24 protein-coding genes are annotated in these 25,226 nt (G+C 33.5%); 10 read left to right on the forward strand and 14 right to left on the reverse strand.

Annotated features, from left to right (window positions below):
- Nucleotides 1-310 precede the first annotated feature (310 nt).
- The 4 genes from ABWU52_RS02445 to ABWU52_RS02460 all read left to right on the forward strand — a co-directional run bounded on the left by ABWU52_RS02445 (nucleotide 311) and on the right by ABWU52_RS02460 (nucleotide 4,924).
- Nucleotides 311-2,194 carry a DUF3857 domain-containing protein gene (locus ABWU52_RS02445; protein WP_353277416.1) on the forward strand — a complete coding sequence of 628 codons (1,884 nt, stop codon included), beginning with the start codon at nucleotides 311-313 and terminating at the stop codon, nucleotides 2,192-2,194.
- Nucleotides 2,195-2,241: 47 nt separating this feature from the next.
- Nucleotides 2,242-3,729 (forward strand): UbiD family decarboxylase, encoded by a 1,488-nt coding sequence (locus tag ABWU52_RS02450; protein WP_353277418.1) that lies wholly within the window; start codon nucleotides 2,242-2,244, stop codon nucleotides 3,727-3,729.
- 40 nt (nucleotides 3,730-3,769) lie between these two features.
- Entirely contained in the window at nucleotides 3,770-4,297 is a 528-nt protein-coding gene (locus ABWU52_RS02455) for a phospholipase D family protein (protein WP_211908428.1), read from the forward strand.
- 84 nt (nucleotides 4,298-4,381) lie between these two features.
- Complete coding sequence (locus ABWU52_RS02460) at nucleotides 4,382-4,924, forward strand: hypothetical protein (RefSeq protein ID WP_010402210.1); 543 nt, start codon at nucleotides 4,382-4,384, stop codon at nucleotides 4,922-4,924.
- 214 nt (nucleotides 4,925-5,138) lie between these two features.
- On the opposite strand, the gene lgt is transcribed toward ABWU52_RS02460, so the two are convergent.
- From lgt to ABWU52_RS02475, 3 genes are all read right to left on the reverse strand, one after another.
- Entirely contained in the window at nucleotides 5,139-5,930 is a 792-nt protein-coding gene (gene lgt, locus ABWU52_RS02465) for a prolipoprotein diacylglyceryl transferase (RefSeq protein WP_353277420.1), read from the reverse strand.
- 6 nt (nucleotides 5,931-5,936) lie between these two features.
- Nucleotides 5,937-6,386, reverse strand: coding sequence for an SsrA-binding protein SmpB (smpB, locus tag ABWU52_RS02470; protein ID WP_015587785.1), 450 nt, complete (start codon nucleotides 6,384-6,386; stop codon nucleotides 5,937-5,939).
- Nucleotides 6,387-6,474: 88 nt separating this feature from the next.
- Nucleotides 6,475-7,386, reverse strand: a complete 912-nt coding sequence (locus tag ABWU52_RS02475; protein ID WP_353277422.1) for an ankyrin repeat domain-containing protein — start codon at nucleotides 7,384-7,386, stop codon at nucleotides 6,475-6,477.
- Nucleotides 7,387-7,489: 103 nt separating this feature from the next.
- Between ABWU52_RS02475 and ABWU52_RS02480 the strand changes: the two genes are divergently transcribed.
- Entirely contained in the window at nucleotides 7,490-8,011 is a 522-nt protein-coding gene (locus tag ABWU52_RS02480) for a Na+/H+ antiporter subunit E (protein ID WP_006015458.1), read from the forward strand.
- Here the strand turns inward: ABWU52_RS02480 and ABWU52_RS02485 are convergent.
- The gene (locus tag ABWU52_RS02485; RefSeq protein WP_353277424.1) at nucleotides 8,004-8,420 is read right to left on the reverse strand and encodes a hypothetical protein; all 417 of its coding nucleotides are present in this window, start codon (nucleotides 8,418-8,420) and stop codon (nucleotides 8,004-8,006) included. The two genes, ABWU52_RS02480 and ABWU52_RS02485, sit on opposite strands and share 8 nt — an antisense overlap.
- A gap of 266 nt (nucleotides 8,421-8,686) precedes the next feature.
- Between ABWU52_RS02485 and purN the strand changes: the two genes are divergently transcribed.
- Nucleotides 8,687-9,253 carry a phosphoribosylglycinamide formyltransferase gene (gene purN / locus ABWU52_RS02490; RefSeq protein WP_010402201.1) on the forward strand — a complete coding sequence of 189 codons (567 nt, stop codon included), beginning with the start codon at nucleotides 8,687-8,689 and terminating at the stop codon, nucleotides 9,251-9,253.
- On the opposite strand, the gene ABWU52_RS02495 is transcribed toward purN, so the two are convergent.
- Genes ABWU52_RS02495 through ribF form a run of 4 tightly spaced genes read right to left on the reverse strand, consistent with a single transcriptional unit; the run spans nucleotide 9,247 to nucleotide 13,297 of the window.
- Nucleotides 9,247-10,569 carry a M16 family metallopeptidase gene (locus tag ABWU52_RS02495; protein WP_353277688.1) on the reverse strand — a complete coding sequence of 441 codons (1,323 nt, stop codon included), beginning with the start codon at nucleotides 10,567-10,569 and terminating at the stop codon, nucleotides 9,247-9,249. The genes purN and ABWU52_RS02495 overlap by 7 nt on opposite strands.
- On the reverse strand, nucleotides 10,556-11,887 hold the full coding sequence (locus ABWU52_RS02500; protein ID WP_353277690.1) for a M16 family metallopeptidase: 1,332 nt from the start codon (nucleotides 11,885-11,887) through the stop codon (nucleotides 10,556-10,558). The genes ABWU52_RS02495 and ABWU52_RS02500 overlap by 14 nt, the downstream gene beginning before the upstream one ends.
- Before the next feature lie 4 nt (nucleotides 11,888-11,891).
- Entirely contained in the window at nucleotides 11,892-12,368 is a 477-nt protein-coding gene (lspA, locus tag ABWU52_RS02505; RefSeq protein WP_007301940.1) for a signal peptidase II, read from the reverse strand.
- Nucleotides 12,365-13,297, reverse strand: coding sequence for a riboflavin biosynthesis protein RibF (ribF, locus tag ABWU52_RS02510; protein ID WP_353277426.1), 933 nt, complete (start codon nucleotides 13,295-13,297; stop codon nucleotides 12,365-12,367). Before ribF ends, lspA begins: the two co-directional genes overlap by 4 nt.
- Before the next feature lie 74 nt (nucleotides 13,298-13,371).
- On the opposite strand from ribF, the gene ABWU52_RS02515 reads away from it, so the two are divergent.
- Complete coding sequence (locus ABWU52_RS02515) at nucleotides 13,372-13,743, forward strand: glutaredoxin domain-containing protein (protein ID WP_264685741.1); 372 nt, start codon at nucleotides 13,372-13,374, stop codon at nucleotides 13,741-13,743.
- A gap of 95 nt (nucleotides 13,744-13,838) precedes the next feature.
- Nucleotides 13,839-14,711 carry a hypothetical protein gene (locus tag ABWU52_RS02520; protein WP_007301937.1) on the forward strand — a complete coding sequence of 291 codons (873 nt, stop codon included), beginning with the start codon at nucleotides 13,839-13,841 and terminating at the stop codon, nucleotides 14,709-14,711.
- Nucleotides 14,712-14,950: 239 nt separating this feature from the next.
- Here the strand turns inward: ABWU52_RS02520 and lepA are convergent, their stop codons facing one another.
- The 4 genes from lepA to ABWU52_RS02540 form a co-directional block, all read right to left on the reverse strand.
- Complete coding sequence (gene lepA / locus ABWU52_RS02525; protein ID WP_353277428.1) at nucleotides 14,951-16,747, reverse strand: translation elongation factor 4; 1,797 nt, start codon at nucleotides 16,745-16,747, stop codon at nucleotides 14,951-14,953.
- 81 nt (nucleotides 16,748-16,828) lie between these two features.
- On the reverse strand, nucleotides 16,829-17,317 hold the full coding sequence (locus ABWU52_RS02530) for a hypothetical protein (RefSeq protein ID WP_353277430.1): 489 nt from the start codon (nucleotides 17,315-17,317) through the stop codon (nucleotides 16,829-16,831).
- Complete coding sequence (locus tag ABWU52_RS02535) at nucleotides 17,286-17,840, reverse strand: hypothetical protein (RefSeq protein ID WP_353277432.1); 555 nt, start codon at nucleotides 17,838-17,840, stop codon at nucleotides 17,286-17,288. The genes ABWU52_RS02530 and ABWU52_RS02535 overlap by 32 nt, the downstream gene beginning before the upstream one ends.
- Nucleotides 17,841-17,925: 85 nt before the next feature.
- Nucleotides 17,926-19,302, reverse strand: a complete 1,377-nt coding sequence (locus ABWU52_RS02540) for a malonyl-CoA decarboxylase (RefSeq protein ID WP_353277434.1) — start codon at nucleotides 19,300-19,302, stop codon at nucleotides 17,926-17,928.
- A gap of 283 nt (nucleotides 19,303-19,585) precedes the next feature.
- Here ABWU52_RS02540 and ABWU52_RS02545 point away from each other — a divergent pair, with 283 nt between their 5' ends.
- Together ABWU52_RS02545 and ABWU52_RS02550 are read left to right on the forward strand one after the other, a co-directional pair.
- Nucleotides 19,586-20,278 (forward strand): TerC family protein, encoded by a 693-nt coding sequence (locus ABWU52_RS02545; RefSeq protein WP_353277692.1) that lies wholly within the window; start codon nucleotides 19,586-19,588, stop codon nucleotides 20,276-20,278.
- Between the two features lie 134 nt (nucleotides 20,279-20,412).
- Nucleotides 20,413-21,450, forward strand: coding sequence for an IS5 family transposase (locus ABWU52_RS02550; RefSeq protein ID WP_353276237.1), 1,038 nt, complete (start codon nucleotides 20,413-20,415; stop codon nucleotides 21,448-21,450).
- Nucleotides 21,451-21,607: 157 nt separating this feature from the next.
- Here the strand turns inward: ABWU52_RS02550 and guaA are convergent, their stop codons facing one another.
- Both guaA and ABWU52_RS02560 read right to left on the reverse strand, forming a co-directional pair.
- Nucleotides 21,608-23,170 carry a glutamine-hydrolyzing GMP synthase gene (guaA, locus tag ABWU52_RS02555; RefSeq protein WP_353277436.1) on the reverse strand — a complete coding sequence of 521 codons (1,563 nt, stop codon included), beginning with the start codon at nucleotides 23,168-23,170 and terminating at the stop codon, nucleotides 21,608-21,610.
- Nucleotides 23,171-23,398: 228 nt separating this feature from the next.
- Nucleotides 23,399-24,859, reverse strand: coding sequence for a type II secretion system protein GspD (locus ABWU52_RS02560; RefSeq protein WP_353277438.1), 1,461 nt, complete (start codon nucleotides 24,857-24,859; stop codon nucleotides 23,399-23,401).
- Nucleotides 24,860-25,226 lie beyond the last annotated feature (367 nt).

A 25,226-nucleotide genomic window follows, 5' to 3' on the forward strand; every position in this document is an offset into this window, starting at 1 on the left:
GAAATGCTCAATGTTAAAACATTTTTATCAAGAAATGCAAACTTTATAAAATGAAATTTAAGATATTTTTGTAAAGTTCATCATAAGATTTGGTGATGAAAAATTTTGCAGAGTAAGGCATTTATAAAGATTTAGATAGTCTTTACCGCTATTTCTAGCAAATTGTAAGCAAAAAAGTTGATTATCTTGTAATCGCTGCATATAATATCGGTAAGCGCGTCGCTAAGTAATATGAACACACTAAGTCTTACATTTCCGATAGTGTTGTTCGGATATAATAGAATGATTTTTCAATAAATGTAAGTAAAAAATGAGGTTTTTAAAAGCTGTCTTTAACTTAGCAATGTTAGCATTTTTTGTAGCTTCGACAGCTGAAGCAAGGTGGAGTAAGTACGAAGATGCTTCTGTCGAGGTTAAGTTTTCTAATGTTAACATTAATGTTAATAGAGATGGTACCTACGAAACGGAAGTAGAGCTTCAAGCAAAAATACTCAAGGAGTCTGGGCGTGATAGATTTTCTCTGTATAGTTTAATCTACAATGATGATAGTGCAGATTTGACTGTTTTAGAAGCTAAAACAGCTTATAACGGAGAGGAATATATAGTCACTGAAGACATGATAGAGGATAAACCGCTAGCTAGTCCTAGTAAAGGCTTCGATCAGCTAAGGCAAGTAACCATACCATTTCCCAAAATAGAAATTGGCACAGAAGTATATTTAAGGTATAAAAAAGTTAACAAAAAGGTTCCTGTCGATAATTTTTATGGCTTGAGCCTCTCTTATTATGGGGATTATTTACAAGCAGACAATACTAAAATCAATTCTGAATTACCCCTGGAGATTAAAGTTAATGATCCAAGAGAAGTATTAGAAATCGCTGAGGAAAAAAATGATGATATACACTCTATAAGCATTGCTTTGAAGAAAGCAGTTTATGAAAACACAACAAGTGAACCACATAATGGAATATTGAATATTAAACACAACACTTGGGTATCACTTTCAAGCCTATCTAAATGGGAGGATTTAGCTAAAAAATTAGCTCCTGGTTATCATAGCGTCATTAACCAGCCACTTCCTGCAACTTTTAAAGCTATAGCAGAATCTGCTACCAGTGAGAGTACTGATGAAGATAAGATCAATGCTGTTACTTCTTTATTGAATGAAAAAGTTCAGTACATGGGAGACTGGCGTACAGTATCAGGAAAATATTTCCCGAGAGATTTAGAGAAAATTGCTGATTCTCAAGTCGGGGATTGCAAAGACTTTTCTGCTAGCACGGCTGCTATTTTACAAGAACTTGGTTATAAAGTTCAACCTATTTTAGTTATGAGGGGAACTACTGGTATTTCCAATCCTGAATCGTTGCCTAATATAGGTAATTTCAATCATGTGATGCTCAGAGTAACAAATAAAGATGGGAAAATTTATTGGATTGATCCAACTAATACCGTCAGTATGGCACAGGGTATTTTTCCAGACATTGCTGATAGGAACGCTCTAGTACTCAATTCTGAGGAAGCAGATTACATAAAAATTCCTGCTGTACAAGCTGAAAATTCAAAAGTGATATCTCATAGTGAATTAACTATAGAAGATAATGTTGTAAATGAATATGGCCGGCTTACCGTACAAGGGGAAGCAGCCCTAGGTTTAACAGGGGTTGGATTGTATTATTCAAATGAGCAACTAAGGGATTCTGTTTTTCATATGATTAGTGGGGTATATCTTGATGAAGAGGAAAAGAAGTTCTTAGAATTGCCTGACCTTACTTTACGTAATGTAGAAGATCTTACAATCAAATATGAGTTTCAGCAAAAAAATAAGATTTTTAAGACAAATCTAGGACCTGCTTTGAATTTAGGAGATAATTGGCTTAATGATGTTGTCAATACAGCTTCTGACCAAGTGTCAGACCTTTTTATTGGTGTTCCTAAAACTAAGGAAAGCCATATGATAATAAAAGATATCAAAATTAAAAACTGTGAAAATTTGAATTTTGAAATAGATTCTCCTTGGTTATATGTAAATAGGTTCTGTAAATATAAAAATGATGGAACCGAATTTAGCAATTTAATAACCATAAAGAAAAGCTTTATTACCAATGAAGAATTAAAGACTGCTGAATATAAAAACTTAAAAAGCGAATTGGAGAATAATTTTTCTAGAGCCTCTATAATAATAAGTGAATGAGTTGTGCTGGGAAAAGCACTTCTTAAAAGGCTTAAAATTTTTAAAATATGTACAATAACTTACGCGACTTCATCAGAGCATTAGAAGAAAAAAAAGATCTAATTAGAATTAAAAAAGAAGTTTCAACTATTCTTGAAATGACAGAAATTCATCGTAGGGTTTTGTCAAACAAGGGACCAGCTATCATCTTTGAAAATGTTGTCACAGAAAATGGCAAAAATTCAATTCCCGTTTTAGTGAATTTATTTGGTACTATTGAGAGAATTGCATTCGGACTTGGTATAAATTCTGATGAATTAAGGGATCTGGGTAAACTTCTAGCATTTTTGCGATCACCTGAGCCGCCAAAAACCTTCAAAGATGCTGTGAAAATGTTTCCTCTACTAAAAGTTGTATTGTCGATGCGGAGCAAAGTTGTGAGCAAAGCCCCATGTCAAGAGGTGGTGCTAACTGGGGATAAGGTGGATCTTAGTTTGCTACCTATTCAGACATGCTGGCCAAACGAGCCTGCACCGCTTATCACTTGGCCACTTGTGGTAACAAAAGGACCAACAGCAGACAAGCAAGATAATTTCAATCTTGGAATATATCGTATGCAGGTTGTGAATAAAAAAACGACTCTCATGCGCTGGCTTGCACATCGTGGTGGTGCAGGTCACCATAAACGGTGGAAGGAGAGGGGGCAAAATATGAAGTTTCCTGCGGCTGCTGTGATTGGTAGCGATCCTGCAACGATTATTGCTGCGGTAACTCCGGTGCCGGAGACTTTATCAGAATACCAATTTGCCGGGCTGCTGCGAAAAAAAACACTTGAGCTTGTAAATTGTAAAACTATTCCTCTTCAGGTTCCAGCTCATGCAGAAATTGTTTTGGAAGGATATGTAAGTTTGGATAATTACCAAGATGAAGGGCCATATGGAGACCATACCGGTTACTATAATGCTGTTGAACAGTTTCCTGAGTTTAACATCACTGCAATTACAATGCGCAAAGATCCAATTTATCTCAGCACTTTTACTGGCAAACCACCTGATGAACCATCAATTCTTGGTGAAGCACTCAACGAAATCTTTGTGCCGATTCTCATCAATCAGTTTCCGGAGATAGTAGATTTTTATCTGCCTCCAGAAGGTTGTTCATATAGAATAGCGGTAGTGTCGATAAAAAAGGCTTATCCAGGGCATGCAAAAAGAATTATTATGGGCATACTCGCTTTTCTCAAACAGTTCTTATACACCAAATTTATTATAGTTGTTGATGATGATATAAATGTACGTGATTGGAAGGAAGTAATGTGGGCAGTTTCAACAAGAATGGACCCTGTACGTGATACAATCATGATAGAGAATGCTCCAATTGATTATTTAGACTTCGCTTCTCCTGAAAGTGGTCTCGGAGGTAAAATAGGGTTTGATGCAACAAACAAACTTCCACCTGAAACCAAACGAGAATGGGGAAGAAAAATTGAAATGAGCGAGGAAATAATAAAGAAAGTTACAGAGAAGTGGAAGGAATATGGGTTGACAGATGATTAAACTATGATGTAGACTACCGCCGTGTATTTAGGTGTGGTTTGTGAGGCTTTTATATCTTTTATTTTTGTCGGCATGTTTTTCTCTGTATTACTATGTGGGTCCTACATTCTCGCCTTGCCCAAAAGCAACAGTTTGCTTCTCACCTGAACAAGACTGTGCTGTACCGATAATCAGCGAGATAGACCAATCTAAAGAATCTATCTTAGTTCAAGAATATACATTTACTCTTGGAACAGTTGCAAAATCTTTGATTAACGCCAAAGAGCGTGGTGTTGATGTTAAAGTCGTCTTAGATAAATCACAACTCCATTCAAAATATAGTGTCATAAGCGAATTGTTTTCAAATGGAATACCGATTTGGATCGATAATAAGCCAAAAATTGCTCATAATAAGGTAATAATTGTTGATAATCAAAAAGTCATCACAGGATCGTTTAACCTCAGTAAGACAGCTGAAAAGGGAAACGCTGAAAATTTATTAATTATTGAAAATTATCCTGAATTAGTCCAGCAGTATGTGAAGAACTGGGAAATACGAATGTCACAATCCTATCAATATGCTCCCTAGATACTTGATATCAAAAAAAGTCTTTTTATTGATAGATGTAATTTCTTGTGATATAATAAATTAAAAGGTTTTAAGGGGTAGGTAATGGATTACATAAATGATGCTGCTGATAGTTACGCTGCCATTCATGATTTTTTTCAAAATAATGGTGTTGGAGATTACAAAGTTCAATGCAATTATGGTGGTGTACCGTATGCTACTGACGAATATGTACATTCTGGAGACAAATTTTGGAGCAATAATTTTATAGACTCACATTTTGGAAGGGAAATAAAAATGTATCCTCAAAGTGAGCTTTTAGCTAAAGAGTATGCTGGTAATACACTACCGGTTTCAATATCACTAGACAAGGATCTAATAAAAATAAAAGAATGTCAGAAAAAAACTAAATTTGTAGAACTAGAAGGGGAATCAGGTGATATAGTATATGATAAGCAAAAGCATATAAAGTGCTACACGACAAAGTTATCATATGACGATGTTTCTGTTCATAATAAAAACGAAGTTTCAATACTGAATATTAGATATGATATGCCAAATGATCCGAGATACAGTTTAAACATAGCTTTCACAAAGGTTAATGATAATCAACCAGGGTTTTGGCAAAAATTTAAAAATATGTTTTAATAAAGTAGCTTCTCAATCAGGAATATTCTGATGGAAAATGAATATCTACTTAGTAATGAATTTGGTCAGTAGCTACTAAGTTTTTCTTATAGCTATACAACGAAGGTTTGCTGGTCTTACATTTATTCTCTGCAAGACAAAAAATTCACATAATTGTACATAGTATGGAATAAATAAACTTCCACTATATTTTTCGATTAAACTTGCCTTTTCTCTATTGAACAGATTTCGTATTAAATCTTAAGCTCAACGCACCTAAATATATAAGCATTCCCAGCAAAATCATAGGTATAGAAAGAAATTGTCCCATAGTTAAATTGAACCATAAATAGCCAATTTGATAGTCTGGCTCGCGGAAAAATTCAACCACAAAACGTGCTATTCCATACCACATAACTGCAATACCAGTTGTTGCACCGTAATACAGTTTCACTCTAGTCAAGAAAAACAGTGAATTTGCAACTACAAAAAGTAGCGCTCCTTCAAAAAATGCCTCATAAAGTTGGCTTGGATGGCGCAATAAATTATCACCATTTTCTGGAAATACCATACCCCACGGCATATTTGTAACCCTGCCAAATAACTCTCCATTTATAAAATTACCTATGCGGCCTAGAAGTAAACCTATCGGAACTCCACAAGAAATTAGATCCAGTGTGTAAAATATAGGAATGTTATGTCTTCTACAGGAGATTATTACTGCAAGTAAAACTCCTATAGCACCGCCATGAAATGACATACCTCCTTCCCAGGTCTTTAGTATTTCGATAGGATTGCTTATATAGAGAACTGGATCATATATCAATGCGTACCCAAGCCTACCTCCAAGGATAATTCCTATAATAACGGCTGTTAATAACGAATCGTAAAAATTCTTAGTAAATATTTTTTGATTGTCTAGCTTATGTAAATACCAATATGCAAAAACTATACCCAAAACATATGCTAAAGAGTACCAATATATAGAAACAGGACCGATGCTAAAAATAACTGGACTTAAAGACATATTTTACTACAAATTATTCTTAGACAATCTACTTTTCTCACGGTCCCACTCTCTCTGTTTTATAGTTGCTCTCTTATCGTAGAGTTTTTTTCCTTTAACAATAGCAATTTTAGTTTTTGCCAACCCTTTATCATTAAAATAGATAGAAAGTGGCACAACAGTTATTCCAGAGGTTTTGATTTGACCAATTAGCTTATTTATCTCTTTTTTATGCAAAAGCAATTTACGTTCTCTTTTTGGCTTGTGATTCTTTTGGTTTGCAGCTTTATATTCTGCGATATGCATATTGTTTAGCCATATTTCACCTTTTTTTTCAGTAACGTAAGCATCAGAAATGTTTGCTTTTCTTTCCCTTAGTGATTTCACTTCACTACTTAAGAGTATCATACCTGCTTCAAATTCTTCTAAGATAAAGTATTCAAACCTTGCTTTTCTATTTTCTGCAATAACTTCCATATCTAAAGATATCTTTAAGCTTCAATATATTACAGAACTTTTGGTTTAATTCATAACAAAACAATTATCTCAGTAAATGCAAGTTTGGTTAAAAAAGCTCCAATCTTCCTGCAAGTGTAATTTGTTCCACTCTTCCTACTGCCATTTCAGCCCTAGGACTAGCATTACCTGACAAAGAACTTATTACATCTTTGCAGCCCCATTCAATAGCAAAGTGTAAAGGAGCATATCTATTATTGTTCTGTTTACTAACATATGCCCCACTTTCAATTAAAATATCTCTTATACTTTCATGATCGCTAGCAAAATGCAAAGGAGTGCGTCCACAACTATCCCACACATTAACACATGCTCCATGTTCAATCAGAGTTCTTACTATGTTTTCATTATCACTTTCAGCAGCAAAATGCAAGGGAGTGCTTCTATAATTATCCCACGCATCGACATATGCTCCGTGTTCAATTAGAGCTATTACTATGTTCTCATAGCCACTCTTAGTAGCAAAATGTAGAGGAGTGTGTCCATCATTGTTCTGCGCGTTAACATCTGCTCCACATGCAATTAGAGCTCTTACTACACTTTCATTCCCACCTTCGGCAGCAAGATGTAAAGGTGTACATACATCATTGTCCCACGCATTAACATTTGCTCCACTTTCAATTAAAATATCTAATATGCCTTTGTGGTTCCATTCAGCAGCAAAATGTAAAGGAGTGCATCCATCGCTGTCCCATGCATCAACATATGCTCCATATTCAATTAGAGCTATTACTATGTTCTCATAGCCACTCTTAGCAGCAAAATGCAACAATGTAGTTTCTACAGGATCTAGATCACTATGTGTAGTGAATATATGATTGATATTAAATCCACTATCTTCCCACCTCCGTAAATCAATTCTTTCTAATTTTATTTTTATTCGTTCAACTATGTTGTTCTTGCTTAAACCTGAAGTATAATTTATTTCTTCAAGCATTTTTAGAAAATCATCAAGCGTCATAATCTCCACTACTTATTAAAATAACTTGGTTATTATGTTCTTTGACACAAAAATCAAGAACTTTTTATTTTCCTAAAAAATCATTTAAGTTATACTCCAAATCATGAAAGTCAGGCAAAATATTAAGTTTTTTTCTCTATCATTTGTGATTTTGTCTTCTCTATGGATTACATTGTCTGGTTATTTTGAGCCTTTTTTTATTCTCTGTGGAGTATTTTCTTCTGTGTTCACATTGATTATCTTTAAAAGGTTAATTGATGCTGAAAGTGCCCTTAGTCAAATTCTAAATGATAGTGGTAGGCTGTCACTTTATCAGCTTATAAGTTATATACCTTGGCTAATTTACCAAATTATTTTTTCAAGTATTTATGTAACAAAAAAGGTGCTACGATTCAAATCTACAGTTGAGCCAATTGTTATTGTAAGAGAATGCATAGGACATAATGATAAGACCATTGCATTATTTGCTAACTCGGTTACGATTACTCCTGGAACTTTAACTATCAATGTTGAAAAGAAGCAGAAAACATATTTATCTACCATATGTTTGATAGATAAAGATCTTGAAAGTGGCATTTCTGAAATAGAAGGTAAAGTCTTAAAAATGCTACACCTAGTTAAGTAATTGCTTTAAATAAGTTAACAGCGTCTCTGTATTCTCTTCTTAGGCTTTCAAGCATTTCTTTTGGAAGGCTATCAATAACAGTAGAACATAAATAATTGTACAAATCTTCTAGCATTGATATGTTATTTTTCTTCTTGCTGTTGAATTTGTACGGAAAAATGCCCTCCATAATTTCAATATCAACAACCTTATTTAAAAATGCATTTTCACTTGTTATGCTTATTCTTGTAAGTATAGTATTAATTTCAGGTTCATTACTCGTATAAATATCTGATAATTCTGCCATTTTAATGACGTATAAAGTTACTACTTTTGATAAACAATTATCAGAATATTCACAATTTTTTATTACCTCCCACTGAGTAACCTGAGACTTGCTTGTTTTTGCATTGCTTGGTAATTTATTCATTGAATTTTCTCCATTTAATTCAGTGTAGTAAGTTATACTAATACTTTGTTAAATAAATAATAACGCAGCCATAAAAATATGCATTTATTTACCATAAATTGTATAATATTCCTAAAATTAAATGTTAAAGTTACTTCAAACTGAATGATTTCTTTAATTCCATGTTATCCAGCAGTGTAAAATATTGCTACACAATAGTATTTATTCTAAAATAAACTTTCCTTTTGAGCTATTTTATTAATATCCATTCTTACGGCTGCACTAAAATGAAAAAGATAAAACTCGGAATACTAATTTCAGGTAGAGGATCAAACATGCAGGCTTTAATAGAAGCATGTCAAGATCAGAATTTCCCTGCTGAAACTGTGTGTGTTATCACAAATAATAGTGAAGCTGGAGGCCTTAAAATAGCAAAGCAAGCAGGAGTTTCAGCGTTTGTTGTTGAAGATAAGCCACTTGATACTGATAAAATTCATGAAATACTTGTTCAACATAAGGTTGATTTAATTTGCCTTGCAGGGTTTATGAGAATTATAAAGGCCAATTTCCTGAATAAATGGCATAACAAAGTTATAAATATTCATCCCTCTTTACTTCCGTCATTTAAGGGCCTAAATGCTCAGGAGCAAGCTCTGAAAGCGGGTGTAAAAATTACAGGATGTACTGTGCATTATGTTACTCCTGAAATTGATGCTGGAGCCATAATCGCTCAAGCTACTGTTCCAGTGTTACCAAATGATGATGTTCACAGTCTCTCAGAGCGCATTCTAGCTGAAGAGCATAAGTGTTATGTAAAAGCAGTAAGATCAATAGCAGAAGGTATTAACTATTGACCTTGAGCGTTTCTTCCAACTTCAACAAAAAATAAATTTTCAGGATTCAGTAAAGAACTTGCCAGCTTGTTTACTTTTTCCAATTGAACATCATTAATGATATTTGCATAATTATTTATATGGTTAATATCACGATCATCTATCTGCATACTATCCAGTAACGTTGCTGTATTCGCATTATTGGATAGAAAAGAGAAGATAAGGTTATTTACTAAACTGGTTTTTGCATCCTTGAATAATTGTTCGTCAATTCCTTCCTCTTTTATTCTGCTAAATGTATCTTTTACTGCTGATATAGCTTTGCTAGCAGTGGAACTATCAGTACTCATAAATCCAGATATAATATTTCCATGCTTATTAGGAACATTATGTGCACTAACACCATAAGTAATACCTAGATTTTGTCTCAACTCTTTCATCAGTATTGAGTTTAGACTCATACCACCAAGCGCATTAATCAAAACACTAGCATTATAGTAATTAGGGTCTTCATATGCTATGCCTTTTTGAGCAAAAAGTATTACACTCTGTGGTATATCCATAAAAACGCTCTTACTTTCTGCAGGCCCAAATTCATTTTTTACAGATACCTTCCTAACTTTCGATCTTTTTGATGGTAACTTAGATAAATATTTATCGAGCAGCGTACTAACTTCTTCTTTTGTTGCACAACCAACAATACTAATAACGATATTATCCTTAGTAAAACTACGCTTTATGTATGTTAAAACATCGTCTCTAGTAATGCTCATTATAGTGTCTAGAGTTCCATATGGATCTCTTGAGTAAGGATGTTTTTTGAACAACAACGTATCCAACTCTTTTGCAGCAATAAAATAAGGATCTTTTTCAAAATTATTAAAGTTTACTTTGGCTTTTTCAAAAACTCTATTCAATCCTTCAGGATCAACTTTAGGACGCATTATAGCATCACTTAGTAGTGAAATTGCATCCTCTAGATTCTCAGATAAAGTGTTTAATGAAACCCTAAATGCTTCTAAACCAGCAGTAAAATTTAAACTAATTCCTTTATCCTCAAGCTTTTTTACAAAATCTTTGGCATCATTTTTTCCTGCTCCTTCTTGAATTACAAGAGAAGTAAACCAAGCAAGCCCCTGCTTTTCTGCACTTTCATACACGTAACCTGCATCTTTGAATGATATATTGAGTGAAACTTTTGGTAGATCAAGGTTTTCAACAAACAAAAACTTAAGCCCTTTATTAGTAGTAACCTCCTCTATATTTAGGTAGCTGCTCGCCTGCAAATTAAAGACCGGACAGAAAAAAAGTAGAAATACAAGCTTACTTATTCTCATCATTATTACCTGCTTTTGGTAGTAGACGACCAACTAATTTATTAGTAGAAAAGATAGCGTGAACTTTATTATTTACATCCTCTAGATTGACATCATTAATTTTGCTATATGAAATGTCTATTTCATCAAGTGGAATACCTAGTGCTAGACGTGGTATATAAAACATTGCTATATTAGTTAAATCAGATAGATTATCAAGCTGTGCTGCTTTGTATTTAGACTTTGTACTTTGCAACTCTTCACTTGTTATTCCTTCAGAGTTAAAGTGATTAATAGAATTTTCTAACTCTCTTGCAACAGCATCCAAATTCACCCCGCTTTTTGGAGTTACCCGAATCTCAATGTAACCATTACTAAAAGCTAAGCTATTATAATAAGCAAACACTTCTACTGCTACATTCTTATCTAGAACTAAATCTTTATATAGCTTACTAGACTTGCCATTCCCCAAAACATCAACTGCCAAATCAACAGGAAAAGTTTCACTTATTTGCTCAAATAAAGGAACACTATAGCGAAAGTATAAAACTGGCTCTTTTACTTCAGTGCTTTCTAAAATTACCGATATATCTGCATTATGTATTGAATCTTGGTTCGGATAATGCTTAACTACAGGCTCAGCTTTAATTGCACCATATTTTTCCTTTGCTAATCCCGCTACTTCTTCAAATTCTACATCACCAACAACGAGCAGTATAGCATTACCTGGATGATAATAGTTATCATGAAACCTTGTTATGTCATCTTGATTGTAAGTTTTAATATCGCTCTCCCAACCAATAACAGACCTACCATAGCCATTACGATAAAATGCACTGTTCATTTCCTCCCATAGTAAAGCTTCAGGATTATTATCAAATCTCATCTTTCTTTCTTCTAATACGATATTTTTTTCTCTATCTATTTTGTCTTGAGTAACATCAAAATTGCCCATTCTATCTGCTTCAATTTCCATTGCTAGTGGTAAATCTTTTTTGAGAACTAATTCGTAGTAGCAGGTGTATTCTTTAGTGGTAAAAGCATTAAATTGGGCCCCAATGCTGCCCAAAGTGGATTCTATGTCTTTAAATTTTCCTGTAGTTCCAAACATTAAGTGTTCAAAGTAGTGAGCCAAGCCTGCTTTGCCAATTGGGTCATCCATTCCCCCAACTTTATATATTATTGCATGAAAAACAGCTGGAATTCGGTGATTAGGTACTACATACACATCCAATCCGTTACTGAGCTTAGCATGCTTTATGATTTCAGCTTCCAAAGAAATCGGACAAATGAAAAAAAACACAGATAGTATAAAAAAAATAAAGAATTTGCGAAGCATTATTTCATTCCTCATTTTGCTTAGAGATAGACCTATCATATATATACCACTTATATAACAATGTACACATTCCACAAACTATAGATAGATCTGCTAAATTAAAGGCTGGCCAATACCAATCATTGATATGAAAATATATGAAGTCATATACAGCTCCCCAATAGATTCTATCAATTACATTTCCGATCGCTCCACCAATCATCAGAGAAAAACTAAGGTAAATTGACTTATCATTAGATTTATATATCAAGTATGCAAGTATACCAATTATTAATATTGAACATGCTGAAAAAAAGAAGCTGCCATGCGGCAGAGTACTACACATTCCAAAGCTAATTCCTGAATTCCAAACTTCAACTAATTTCATAAAACTAGTAATCTCGATTGACTCCCCCTCATCAATCAAAGAGTTTATATACAATTTACTTGTTTGATCGAATGATACTATAATCAATATAATAACTAAACATATCCTTTTCATAAATTTATCTTTAACTGGTAAGCCTTCATTATATCACGATCTATCTGTTTTGTTAACTCGTTAATACTATGGAATTTTTTTTCTGCCCTAATAAATTTTAAAAGTTGTATATCAACCTTAAAATTGTATACATTTTCGTTGAAGTCAAATATATGCATTTCTACTATAGGTTTTTTTAAGTCCTTAAATGTAGGTCTCATACCAATGTTGACTACTCCATATAGCCAACTTGAACTATTTTCAAAAAATGCAACTTTAGCGTAATATGTACCAAGCTTAGGTTTTATCATGTAATCTTCTATCGGAATGTTTATGGTTGGAAACCCTATTTCTCTACCTCTACATGCACCTTTTGTTACAATACCAGAAACTTGATAAGACCTACCAAGCAATTTATTAGCAATTTCTATTTCTCCTTTTTGTAAACACTCCCTGATTGAGGAAGAAGAGCAAATTTTTCTATCGATTATCAATGGCTCTAATTTAGTTAAAGAATATTCATACATCTGAGAATATTTTTCTAGAGTTAATATGTTACCCAATCGTTTGTGACCAAAAGTACAACTTTCTCCAACAGTTATATGTTTAGCACCATACTTCTTTACCAAAATCTTACCAATAAAGTCATCGCAGCTAACCTCAGAAAAACCTCTACTAAAATTAATAATATACAAGTAATCTAAACCATGGCTGCTGATTAGTTCCTTTTTTTGTTCTTGGTCTATCAACCTAAAATTGTTCCTACTAAATAAAACAGTTGATGGGTGAGGCTCAAAAGTTAAAACTGCAGAGGGTAATCCTCTTTCTTGTGCTACCTTCTTTAGATTGGAAATTGCAAACTTATGTCCTAAATGAACGCCATCGAAATTTCCGAAAGTTAGTGCCACATTATCTTTTATCCCTTGCTCACAGTTGTAAATAATTTTCATACAATTTGATATTTTATATATATATATATTTTTTATATATAATAGTTGTATTTTATAAACTATGGAGATAAATCGTGAAAAACACTAAAGGAAAAGTTGTAATATATGTGAAGAAGTATTGCCCATTCTGCAAGAAAGCAAAAGAGTTATTGGATGAAAAAGGTGTGAAATACGAAGAAATTGATGTACTTAGAAACTTGGATTTGTTTGACGGTATAAAATCAAAATATAACGTCAGGACAGTTCCACAAATTTTTATTACTGATGAAAATGGTGATTATGTACATCATATTGCTGGATGTGACAAATTGATGGATCTTGAAAAAGAAGGAAAGTTGGATAATATGTTAAATAACAATGAAGATAGCATTAATGCAACAGCTTACACAAGCGGCAGTGATGAACACGAGGGATGTAATATAATACATAATGAAGATTTTATGTGATTTTTTTGTCTTACTGTTGCTGGCATACCCACTTTAAACAATTTTTAATGAATTAAAAATACAATTCATCTAGTGAGTTTTTTTAGTGGGAAAAAATGATAAAAAATATTATAATTGTTAGCAAAAACTTAATTAGTATTGAATTAATTAACAAACAAGATTTAGAGAGTTTCATCAAGATTTTCACAGTGCTTGATAAGCATATAGCCGCTAAAACTCTTTTTACAGAAGAAGTGACAATAGAGTATAAACAACACAATTGCATAGAAGTTGTTGAATTGATAAAAGATACAGGTTTTACATATCATGATGTTGAGAATGTGTTAAATCACCTAAGTAATCATGGAATGAAAGTACCAAGTAGCGTTATAGCAAGCACCCTTTCTTCTTCATACAATCACGCACTTGAGTCTAAGGATGTAGCATTTGCCTGTTCTAAAGGGTTGCCACAATTTTACATCAGGGTAAATAAGAATACCTTTATAATGACTCCTATAAGTGAAGAGAATCTGGAATTGAATTCGCAAAATAGCAAAATGCTTATAGAGTCATTAAAGAGCGAAAAAAGCACTTATGATTGCATAGTGGAAGAAAATATCATCAAAGTTATAGTGCATTCTGAAATACATCAGGCTATAAACTCGATTATAAAATCACTGATAAAGTCTTGCCTTTTAGCAAGAGATGAAGAAGAAAAATTCAAAGAGAAATTGAGACAACTTGCTTTTAAAGATCAAGCTTTCGTTGAGTATTCTAGCATCAAAACCATTCATAGATATCCGAATAACCATCCTCTGAGAAAGCATGAAAGTGTTATTAAAGATATAGAGAATATTTTATGTGATTTCATAATAAATGAGAACAGCGGGTTTGCTATAGAGCGGTTAAATAGACTGGGCTCAGAAGTCTCTCCAAATACTCCAAGAATCATCACTAAAACTATAGATAAGCTTGTTAAGTTTCACTAAAATGTTGTTGGAATGGTTTTAGCCAATGTCTACATATATCTGATTTTTACTGATTGAGTGGAGCAATTGAGCTGCTCTCTGTCATCCCAGCGTTTAACACTGGGATGATTTCGTTGTATGGTATCTTATATAGTGTTTTACAAATTCACATAGCTATTTCAAATTTACCCATATCAATGTCAGTAAATTTATTGAGAAAATATCACTTAGTTCTTTAAATTTATGTTTTTGGATATATATTAATCATTTATTTTCAAAGCCTCAATAAAAGCATTTTGTGGGATGTTTATGTTTCCCACAGAATGCAATCTTTTCTTACCTTTCTTCTGCTTTTCAAGCAGCTTCATCCTTCGTGTGACGTCTCCACCATAGAGCTTGGCTGTTACATCTTTTCTATACGGGTTAATCGTTTCTCTAGCAATAATTTTTCCGCCTACTGCCGCTTGAATCGCGATTTTATATTGCTGGCGTGGTATCAAGTCTTTCAAACGTGCACATATTTCACGGCCTTTTTTTTCTGCCCTGCTTTTATGAACAATGCAGGCTAGCGCATCCATAGGTTCTCCATTAACTAAAAAACTTAATTTATCTATCTGACTTTCCTGATAATCGGATATTTCCCAATCTAAACTTGCATATCCCTTGGAAATTGATTTTAGTCTATCGTAAAAATCAAAAACAACCTCAGACAGCGGTAATTTATACTTCAGTAGTGCTGTTGTCGTATTACCAACATAAGATAAATCCTGCTGTTCTCCTCTTCTCTCTTCACACAGAGATAGAATCTCTCCTAAATATTGATCAGGTACCATTATAGTTGCAGTGATCCACGGTTCTTCCACTATTTCAATTTTTGTAGGGTCTGGCATATCGCTTGGGTTATGGATATTTAAAACTTTACCATTTTGTGTTGCAACTTTATATATAACACTCGGTGCAGTTGCTGTTAGATCTAAATCAAATTCTCTTTCGAGTCTTTCTTGAATGACTTCAAGATGTAGCATTCCTAAGAAACCGCAACGAAATCCATAACCTAGCGCATTTGACGTTTCAGCATCAAATGTAAAACTAGCATCATTTAAATGTAATTTTTCTAGTGCTTCCCTTAAATATTTAAAATCATCTGTGTTATTGGGAAAAATACTGCAAAATACTACAGGATGTACTTCTTTAAAGCCAGGTAATGCCTTGCTGCACGGCCTTTTCTCTTCAGTAATAGTGTCTCCTACTTTGCAGTCTGCTACTTCTTTCATTGAAGCAGTTATAAAACCAACTTCACCTGCTGAAAGTTCACCAGTCATAACTTTTTTAGGAGTGAAAATACCGATATTATCGATCTGATATGTAGCATTATTAGACATCATAACGATTCTCATGCCTTTTTTTAGTACTCCATTTTTAACTCGCACTAAAATTACTACTCCTAGGTAAGGATCATACCAACTATCAACTAAAATTGCTTGCAGTGAAGCATTTGTATCACCTTGAGGAGCGGGAAGTTTTGTCACTATAGCTTCAAGTACATCCTTTACCCCAAGACCAGTTTTTGCCGATATCAAAATTGACTCAGTTGCATCAATTCCGATTACCTCTTCAATCTGAAGCCTTATCCTTTCTGGATCTGCAGCAGGAAGATCGACTTTATTAAGCACAACTATTATCTCATGATTATTGTCAATTGCCTTGTAGACATTTGCCAGAGTCTGAGCTTCAACTCCTTGGCTGCTATCTACTACCAAAAGTGAGCCTTCACATGCGGCTAAGCTTCGGCTGACTTCATATGAAAAGTCAACATGACCTGGTGTGTCCATGAGGTTGAGGCAATATTTATTACCATTATTTGCAGTGTAATTGAGTCTTACCGTTTGTGCTTTGATTGTGATTCCGCGTTCACGCTCTATATCCATTGAGTCAAGTACCTGATTGATCATTTCCCTTGTCTCAAGACCGTTACATTCTTCTATCAAACGATCAGCAAGAGTTGACTTCCCATGATCTATATGTGCTATTATTGCAAAATTTCTTATATTGTTCATAGATCTACTTATTTAAGTAGATCTATTTTACATTTTAAGTATTACAAGAGCAATTATTTATATCTCTTTTTGCTAAAAACATTAAGCTGAAGTCCTTGCCAATGGCCGGCAATGCTCATTAGCTGATGCTTGCTTCACTGTGCTACTTGGATCTTCTTGCTGTCTACACGTTTTTACTGCATCAGCAAGGCTTAGGTAACCAAGGACAGGAACTTTAATTTTTACATCTTTATTTTTTTCTAAATCTTTATCATCTGGTTTATTACTTACTATTTTAATACTGCCATCGCTAGCACTTAATGTGATGCTACATTCCCTTTCACCTACATACCAGTTAAACTTTATTCCATATTGAGCTGCAGTACCTAAATTATAATATCTAACCCCCTCATGTATGTAGCCACTGATAGGTTCTTTTTGATCTCCACTTGAAAGAAGAAAACCGGCAATATTGTTTTCTTTACAAAATTCACTATTTAAAAATTCGCTTACCCTAATATCTGTGTTTTTATTGTCGTCTTTTAGCTTGATTGTTGCATTAAAGAGAATTTTGATCCTTACGCTTTTCAATTGACACCGCATCAATGGTGCCATTTTTTATGTACTTGCCAAACTCCTCTTTAGCTTTCTCTTCTAACTCTTTTTGCCTTGCTGCACTTTGTTGTTGTTGCGTTTTTTCTAGCGCTTCTTCCATTTTTTTCTTAAGTGATTCGATATCACAAATTAACACAGATTCATCAATGTTGGGGATCGCTGATTCTTGGCCCACTCCTGTATTCAATCCTTTAATTATGTTTACTATCTTTAAGATAGACTCTAAGTTTTGATAATATACATCAATTTTTTTACTATTTAGGCTACCCTTATTTTTATCCCAGTCATCACTGATGTGAGAAAACATTGAATCAAGCACTTTGTAAATTGTTTCCAATTCACTTGATTCCTCTAGGCTTATTCCATCACATTTAATACTACTAACACAATCATTGAATGACTTTATTTCTTCAGGATCTATAAAGAGACTGTGCAGTTCCTTACGCGCTACTCTATCTTGTATTTTTTGTTTTATTGCTTTTAATATCTTACTATTCATATATTTTACCTCATAAAGCTATTCAATATTATATACATAAAGATTAGGAAATGTTAAAACTTTCTACATTCTTGCATACTTCCTATTATTCTTTTAACATAGACGATACTTTTTTTGAATGAGAAATCGCTTTATTAATCATATAATTCTCATGATTGTTATCTATTTTAGGCAGCTCATACAGATAATTCACCATTATTCCGGCTGACTGACTAATGCCTTTTTCAGAAGTATCAGCCATCCAGTTGATTTGTTTGATTGATGCACCATTGCTTAAATGAAAGTGTGCTACTGGATCATAAGCACCCCCACCACTGCTTTTAGCCTTTAGCAAATAATGTGCACAAAGTTTCAGTAGGGACTGTTTTTCGCATTCAATGTTAGTTTTTATGCTTTCTAAAATTTCTGTACCTGATTGTTTTATATTAAGCTTACCTAATAAAGCTACGTCTTGATTTTTTAGCCATTTTGTAAATCCAGGAACTGGAGAAAGAGTTGCATACACTTTTACGCTTTTAAATTCTTGCGATAGTTTTTCTACGACTCTCTTTATTAAAAAGTTACCGAGGCTAATTCCAGATAAACCAGTTTGAGTGTTTGATATTGAATAGAATATAGCAGTACTTGCACTGCTTGGGTCACTTGAAGGAACTGACTCGTCCAAAACGTGTTGAATACTATCTGCAATCTCATTCATCAGTGCAACCTCTACAAAAATTAAAGGTTCATTTGGTATTTTGTAATGAAAGAAAGCAAAACAGAGACGATCAGAATCTAGTCTGTTTTTTAAGTCATCCCAAGAGGAAATTTTATGTACAGCTTCATATTTTATAAGTTTTTCCAACAATGATGCAGGTGAATCCCAAGTGATTTGATGAAGATCAAGTAGATCAACATCAACCAAAGTACAAAGTATACTTTTTAATTCGTTTTCTAGTGGACTTAGACTTTTATATTGATTCTTCAGCTTGAGTACATCAGAACGCATATCAACAATAAACTTAAGGCCCTCCGGTAAGGAGATAAACTGCTTCAATATTTTAGAGCGTGGTGATTCAAGGACTTTTATTAAGTCTTGTTCAAACTTATAGCTCGACTCAGAATCTTGATTTTTCTTATATACTTTTATTTCTTCATCTATTTTCGTTTTATCCGGATTGAACTTTTCTGCTAGGGTTTGTAAAAATTTTATTTGACCTGCCTCTGATAAACTCAAGTACAAATTACCAAGAGATACGGTGTTCTTACGTGCTGAGACTTCACCCCCCTTTGGGTTTAAGCATTCGTTCATCTTCAAGACTAAACTATCGACATCGCGACTACTACTTAAATCAGGGCCAATATTGCCAACCCATGACCTTACAGCATCTGCTACTTCACCTAATATTTTAAAAAAGCCCTTTGGTGCTTTCTTATCTTCAACTTTTACTATATCAGTTTTTGCTAATGACTCTTTTATCATATTTCCTTTTATCGTGTATCTATCTTAATTTAAAGAAAAATCTTAGTCTACAAAGAAGGCATATATTTTCATGGTACAACTATTTTACAATCTATTTAAAATTTTCGTAAAGAGAGTTAGATTTTTAATTTCATTATTTCTCTTACAAAAGTACTTTTATTATAAAAATGCTCTTTTTTCTCTCCCCCTTTTCCGGGTAAGGCTGATTTTTTAATTACCTAGTCGAAGTTACTTAATTTTTACACATCTATTGTAAAGTACAAAGGCTGACTTTGGAATGAAAATGCTAGCTGATGCTTGGACTTTATTGATACTTACGCTACTTGAAACTATACTTGGTATAGACAATTTAATCTTTATTTCTCTAGCAATAGATAAGGTGCCAAATCTGCTGAGAGAAAGAGCCCGCCTGATAGGTTTTGGCTTGGCGCTATTGATGCGTTTTATAATACTATTTTTTATATCACATATATTATCAATGGAAAAGCCTATATTTTACTCTGTATCACTAGATATTTCAGTAAAAGATTTGCTTATGATTGCAGGAGGGTTATTTCTTATTGTTAAAAGTTCTATGGAGTTATGGAGCGAAATTTTTGTACATAAGGAGAACAAAACAAAGGCAAACGTTAAATCACAATTTTTTTTAGTTGTGCTACAAATTATATTAATAGATTTAGTTTTTTCTGTTGATTCAATATTAACTGCTATAGCATTAACTCATAATATGATAATCATTGCTATAGCATTTACATTTTCCATATTAGCAATGCTATTTTCATCAAGTTATACCGCTAAGTTAATAAAATCCAGCCCAAGCTTAAAAGTAATTGCCATTCTATTTATTTTACTCATCGGTATATATTTAATACTTGAAGGACTTCACATAGAGCTACCAAAAGCATATTTGTATTCTTCGTTTATGTTTGCACTGCTTGTGGAAGCGATAAGCAAAATAAAGAAAATGCGGCCTTGAAATTATTTTGCACAAAGCAAAAGTCTAATTTTTATTCCGGTGTGTGACGAATATCTGTACGAACATTTCGATGTCATCCGAGTAGCTGACACTGGGATCCATTATTCTTTTTTTCTGGATTCCAGTGGGCTTTGTTGCATAGGTCAAATAAAAAGAACTGGCAGTTACTGACAAAATTCACTATAAGACAAGCATTTAACCTACTAAAGAAAAATATGCCACAAAAAATGAGAGTCAGTAACTGCCATGAATATAACAAATTTCTCCAAGAGAGGGGAAATATTTTTTATTACGTCAATGATGCCATAGAAAATTGGTACGAAAAAGGTCCAAAAATGGCTGGTGGCAACTATATTTATAGCGATAAGGTCGTGATTCTGGTTCACATAATAACTTGTTTATTTAGAATAGGTCTGAGACAAACAGCGGGATTTATAGCAGGGTACCTTGAGCAAGTAAGGAAAAACTTGCAAGTTATTAGCTATTCCCAGGCCTCAAGAAGGCTTAAAAAACTTAACATCAAAATTAATGATCGAAGACATGATAAAAATAATACAGAAGATATTGAGATTGCCATAGATAGTACTGGAATAAGCATCTACAATAATATTCCAGGTCATAGCAAGGCAAATGGTACAGATAGAAAGTATCGCCGCTATGAGCAAACAAGAAAACTGCATGTAATGCTAGAGATAGGTAGCAAAAAAGTTATAGCAGCAAAATACAGTGGCGGAGTTTATTCTGACCACTATGGAGCATGTGATCTTATTGCAAGGATTGATGTTAAATATAATATAAGCACACTATATGCAGACAGGGCATATAATCGAAAGAAGTTATACAAACTGTGCGATGAGCTTGACATAAAGACAAGGATTCCTCCGCAAAATAATGCAGTAGAGCATCCAAAGTTGGATTATATGGATGAGAGAAATTCTACAATCAAGCTCATAAAGTCATATGATGAAGATGGTATGAAGAGGTGGAAAAAAGAGATAAATTATGGGAAGAGATCTTATATAGAAAGTTTTTTCTCGCGACTGAAGCAAACATTTGGGTTTAGTTTTAGAAACAAATCTGAGGTTAATCGTGAGAGAGAACTGCTACTCAAGTGTTATTTGCTTAACAAATTTACTGATATAGGCATGGCTAAATTTGAGATAGCTTCATGAATTTATTCCACGTTACCTACTATCCGAAGAGTGATGCAACAAAGCCATTCCAGCGTCACACGCTGGAATGACATTAAATAGTTTTCCTTAAAATTTGAGTTATGCAAGCAGCCTCTTTGGTGTGATTCGAGTAGCTGAAACTGGAATGAAATTATTGCTACTCCCACTCAATAGTTGCTGGTGGCTTGGAAGTTAAATCATACACAACTCGATTTACTCCGGAAACTTTGTTAACAATTATACTACTAACGTCTTGCAAAAACCTCCAAAATACTAACGAATATTGATCTTTATTTTCAAATGGAAATGCATCAGCTGTCATGCCATCAGATGAAGTCACAGCCCTTAAAGCGCAAACATATCCGTATGTACGATTATCTCCCATAACTCCCACAGTTTTTACTGGTAACAGTACAGCAAAAGCCTGCCATATTTTATCATACAGATCATAATTTTTCATTGTGTTGATATATATTTCATCTACTTCTTGCAATATTCGTACCTTTTCTTCATCAACCTCACCTATGATCCTCACTGCAAGTCCAGGTCCAGGAAATGGATGTTGCAATATTATCTCATCTGAAAGCCCAATTTCTTTGCCGAGCAGCCTTACTTCATCTTTAAAGAGATAGCGTAAAGGTTCTACTAGTTTCAGATTCATTTTTTCTGGCAACCCACCAACATTGTGATGAGATTTAATTGTACTAGTGTTTCCTGAAGCGTGCCCTGATTCAACTACATCAGAGTAAATGGTGCCTTGCATTAAAAAATCCACATCACCTATTTTTTTTGCCTCTTCTTCAAATACTTCGATAAAAGTATTGCCGATAATTTTTCGCTTTTCTTCCGGATCAGTTATTCCCCTTAACCTACTTAAAAACAAGTTTGATTTATCAACGTAATTTATTGGAATTTCTTTTAACATAGCAGTGGTCTGGCTCTTACGCAATAACCCAGTATCGATAAAAATACAGTTTAATTGTTTTCCTATAGCTTTGTGTGTAAGAACTGCTGCAACACTTGAATCAACTCCCCCACTTACTGCAGCAATTACTTTTTTCTCCCCTACTAAGTTTTGAATTTTTTCCTTCTGTTTTTCAATGAATGACTTCATTGTCCAATCTCTCTCACAATTTGCAATATCTAAGAAATTAGAGAGAAGTTTACTACCATTTGTCGTAGGCTTAACTTCAGGATGAAACTGAGTACAGTAAATCTTCCGCTGTTCGTTGGCAATTATTGCGATTGTTTGATTTATTATACCTGAGGCAATAGCAGTAAATCCTTGCGGTATAGTTTCAACACTGTCTGCATGGTTCATTAGCACATCGACTTCGGAATTAACGTCCCAAGTATCCTTTATAATTGGGGATTCTTTTAGTATCTTGATTTTAGTTTTGCCAAATTCCTGATTGAATTCTTTTCTTACCTTTGCCCCGAAATAATGACAAATGAGTTGCTGTCCATAACATATTCCAAGTATAGGAGTGTTTATTGTTTCGTTAAGTTTTATAATTTTATGTGCTACTTCACTTACTTCAGAGCAATTGTCATTTACAGATTGCGGTCCTCCAGAAAAAATAAATCCATTGAATTTTGATACTGTTTCGAAATCGATATTGCTTGGAAATATTTCACAGTAAACGCCCATTTCCCTGATTTGTCTTGCAATAAGCTGTGTAAACTGTGAACCAAAATCAATAACGGCAATTGCTGACAATGTGCTCCTCCATATTATTTAAAGCAATATTTGATAATAAAGAAAACAATAAAGTAAGTAAACTAAGACCTGTTTAAAAACTTTAATATATGACTAAAGTAACTGAAATTTACCGCAACAGATTTATAATTAAGCTGTCTTAATTATCATTCTGATACTCTCTATCTTATCATAATAGCAACCCCAACATCTTTCCTTAAGTTGATGCCATTGCCTGAACGGATACGTTTAATATATATATAAATTCCTATCTTTTATATCTAATAAACCAAGTGTTGGTACGATTGTTGCTTTCAGGAAGATGACGGTTTCTACTGTCTTAGCCAGTTTTTTTGACTTTTGATGCAATAAGTTTTGGTTATCTTTTCTATGCTCTATAAGCCCACCAATTACCATAACTTCGCCGCTCTTAATTTTTAACGTAGAATGCATTTCTCTGGTTTCAATAATTGGAATGTCACTATTTAATTTCATTTTATTCTGTTGTGCGACATATTCTATATTTGGGTCTTTAGTGTAATCGTTAATTCTTGATAAGGTTGGGTGTATATCCATGAATATTTCATTAGTATCAATGTTAATGCTTGGGTGGATTATTAACACCACACCTATTGGAGTGCTATTCATCTTGGTAATTAATGCATGATTAGAATTTTTGGTATTTTTCTGTATATCGGAAGTAAAATAGATATGGTTTTTAGTAAATGAAATCATTGCTTGCTGATTATTGATAGCATGTACTCTAGGGCTTGAAATTACGGTTGAAGTGCCAAATTTGCCTAAATTTTTTACTAAATCTCCTAAATCACTCACACTAGAGTTAATTGCTAGGTCAATAATAGAGTTACCTTGATTTGTTATAGATTTGGTTTCATTATGCAAATCATTTAAGTTGATACCAGAAAGGTATTTATCGTCTAATAAAACTTCAACTATTTTGGCCTCGATCATTACTTGAGAAGACGCCAATTTCTTAACTTTATTAATATATTCTTCAACAGCTTTGTGAATATCTTTTCTAGCATTTAGAATAATGACACCAGCTTCTCTGTTGGATGAAAGAAACTCACCATCATCTACTCCGTTAACATCCATTATTGCATTTAAGCCTTTTTCTAATGAATTCCATAAATCACTACTATATTGAGATTTCATATAGTTTCTATCACCATCATTGTCGGTAATATTGTTACCAATGATAAAACTCCTTTGCGCAGAGTGTTGAATATTGATGAAGTCTACGTAATAATTTTGTGCATATGGCAAATCTTGTTCAATTCTAATTACACCATTATTCATTGAGTAACGCAATTTGGCGCTGTTGGCTATATTCTGAATTACTTCGTTTATGTTCTTATCTTTTAGCTTTAAAGTAATATTACCTGATATTTTGGGATCTATGTCTAAGTTAACGTCAGAAAGTTTTCCTATCTCAATCAGTAAATCCTTTACTGGTACTTTTTCATCAACATTAATCGAAAGAAACTGATTACTGGTTGTAAGATCGGGAAACTCTACCGGTAAAGGTATCATTTCTGGTATTGCTGGTTCGTTATTCTTCAAAGGAGTATTATATTGTTGCAACGAATAATCGTGCTTATAATTGTCTATATTAACAGAATGTTGCTTGTTAGGTAGATGTGTACAAGAAATAATGAAAAGGAGTATTAAACATTTTAAAATAGCCATGAGGGCAGCATACAAATCTATACTAATAGTTTTCTATAAAAATGTTAAAAATGTATTTAATTGTATCCGTTCAGGGGAGTGGTTTAAGAAATGATAGATAGGAGATTATGAAAAGGGTTTAGCCGCATGGAAGTGGGATGAAAAGAAGCACTGGTTTCACATGCGTCTGAACAGACACCATTTTACAGCATTTTAAATTTGTCCTGTGCAATGTTTGTACAGTTGCGATAAAAATTACTTGACAAATTTTGACAGCTTTGTTATTTTGATAGTGAAGATATTCTAGAGTTCGAAATCTATCTTCGTCTGCAGACTTTTCAACTTCATTAATTTACAATCTCTAGTTAAAGTATATTGTACTTATGTA

Source organism: Wolbachia endosymbiont (group B) of Villa cingulata (genome assembly GCF_964028285.1).
In the GTDB taxonomy this organism is placed as follows: Bacteria; Pseudomonadota; Alphaproteobacteria; order Rickettsiales; family Anaplasmataceae; genus Wolbachia.

Bases quoted from the DNA above. Each gene is read 5' to 3' on its own strand.
- ABWU52_RS02540 (WP_353277434.1), bottom strand. From the start codon at position 19,302: ATGATAAAAGAGTCATTAGCAAAAACTGATATAGTAAAAGTTGAAGAT.
- ABWU52_RS02460 (WP_010402210.1), top strand. From the start codon at position 4,382: ATGGATTACATAAATGATGCTGCTGATAGTTACGCTGCCATTCATGAT.
- ribF (WP_353277426.1), bottom strand. From the start codon at position 13,297: ATGAAAATTATTTACAACTGTGAGCAAGGGATAAAAGATAATGTGGCA.
- ABWU52_RS02520 (WP_007301937.1), top strand. From the start codon at position 13,839: ATGATAAAAAATATTATAATTGTTAGCAAAAACTTAATTAGTATTGAA.
- lspA (WP_007301940.1), bottom strand. From the start codon at position 12,368: ATGAAAAGGATATGTTTAGTTATTATATTGATTATAGTATCATTCGAT.
- smpB (WP_015587785.1), bottom strand. From the start codon at position 6,386: ATGGAAGTTATTGCAGAAAATAGAAAAGCAAGGTTTGAATACTTTATC.
- ABWU52_RS02500 (WP_353277690.1), bottom strand. From the start codon at position 11,887: ATGCTTCGCAAATTCTTTATTTTTTTTATACTATCTGTGTTTTTTTTC.
- ABWU52_RS02535 (WP_353277432.1), bottom strand. From the start codon at position 17,840: ATGAATAGTAAGATATTAAAAGCAATAAAACAAAAAATACAAGATAGA.
- ABWU52_RS02475 (WP_353277422.1), bottom strand. From the start codon at position 7,386: ATGACGCTTGATGATTTTCTAAAAATGCTTGAAGAAATAAATTATACT.
- purN (WP_010402201.1), top strand. From the start codon at position 8,687: ATGAAAAAGATAAAACTCGGAATACTAATTTCAGGTAGAGGATCAAAC.
- lgt (WP_353277420.1), bottom strand. From the start codon at position 5,930: ATGTCTTTAAGTCCAGTTATTTTTAGCATCGGTCCTGTTTCTATATAT.
- ABWU52_RS02480 (WP_006015458.1), top strand. From the start codon at position 7,490: ATGAAAGTCAGGCAAAATATTAAGTTTTTTTCTCTATCATTTGTGATT.
- ABWU52_RS02495 (WP_353277688.1), bottom strand. From the start codon at position 10,569: ATGAGAATAAGTAAGCTTGTATTTCTACTTTTTTTCTGTCCGGTCTTT.
- ABWU52_RS02445 (WP_353277416.1), top strand. From the start codon at position 311: ATGAGGTTTTTAAAAGCTGTCTTTAACTTAGCAATGTTAGCATTTTTT.
- ABWU52_RS02545 (WP_353277692.1), top strand. From the start codon at position 19,586: ATGCTAGCTGATGCTTGGACTTTATTGATACTTACGCTACTTGAAACT.
- lepA (WP_353277428.1), bottom strand. From the start codon at position 16,747: ATGAACAATATAAGAAATTTTGCAATAATAGCACATATAGATCATGGG.
- ABWU52_RS02450 (WP_353277418.1), top strand. From the start codon at position 2,242: ATGTACAATAACTTACGCGACTTCATCAGAGCATTAGAAGAAAAAAAA.
- ABWU52_RS02560 (WP_353277438.1), bottom strand. From the start codon at position 24,859: ATGGCTATTTTAAAATGTTTAATACTCCTTTTCATTATTTCTTGTACA.
- ABWU52_RS02485 (WP_353277424.1), bottom strand. From the start codon at position 8,420: ATGAATAAATTACCAAGCAATGCAAAAACAAGCAAGTCTCAGGTTACT.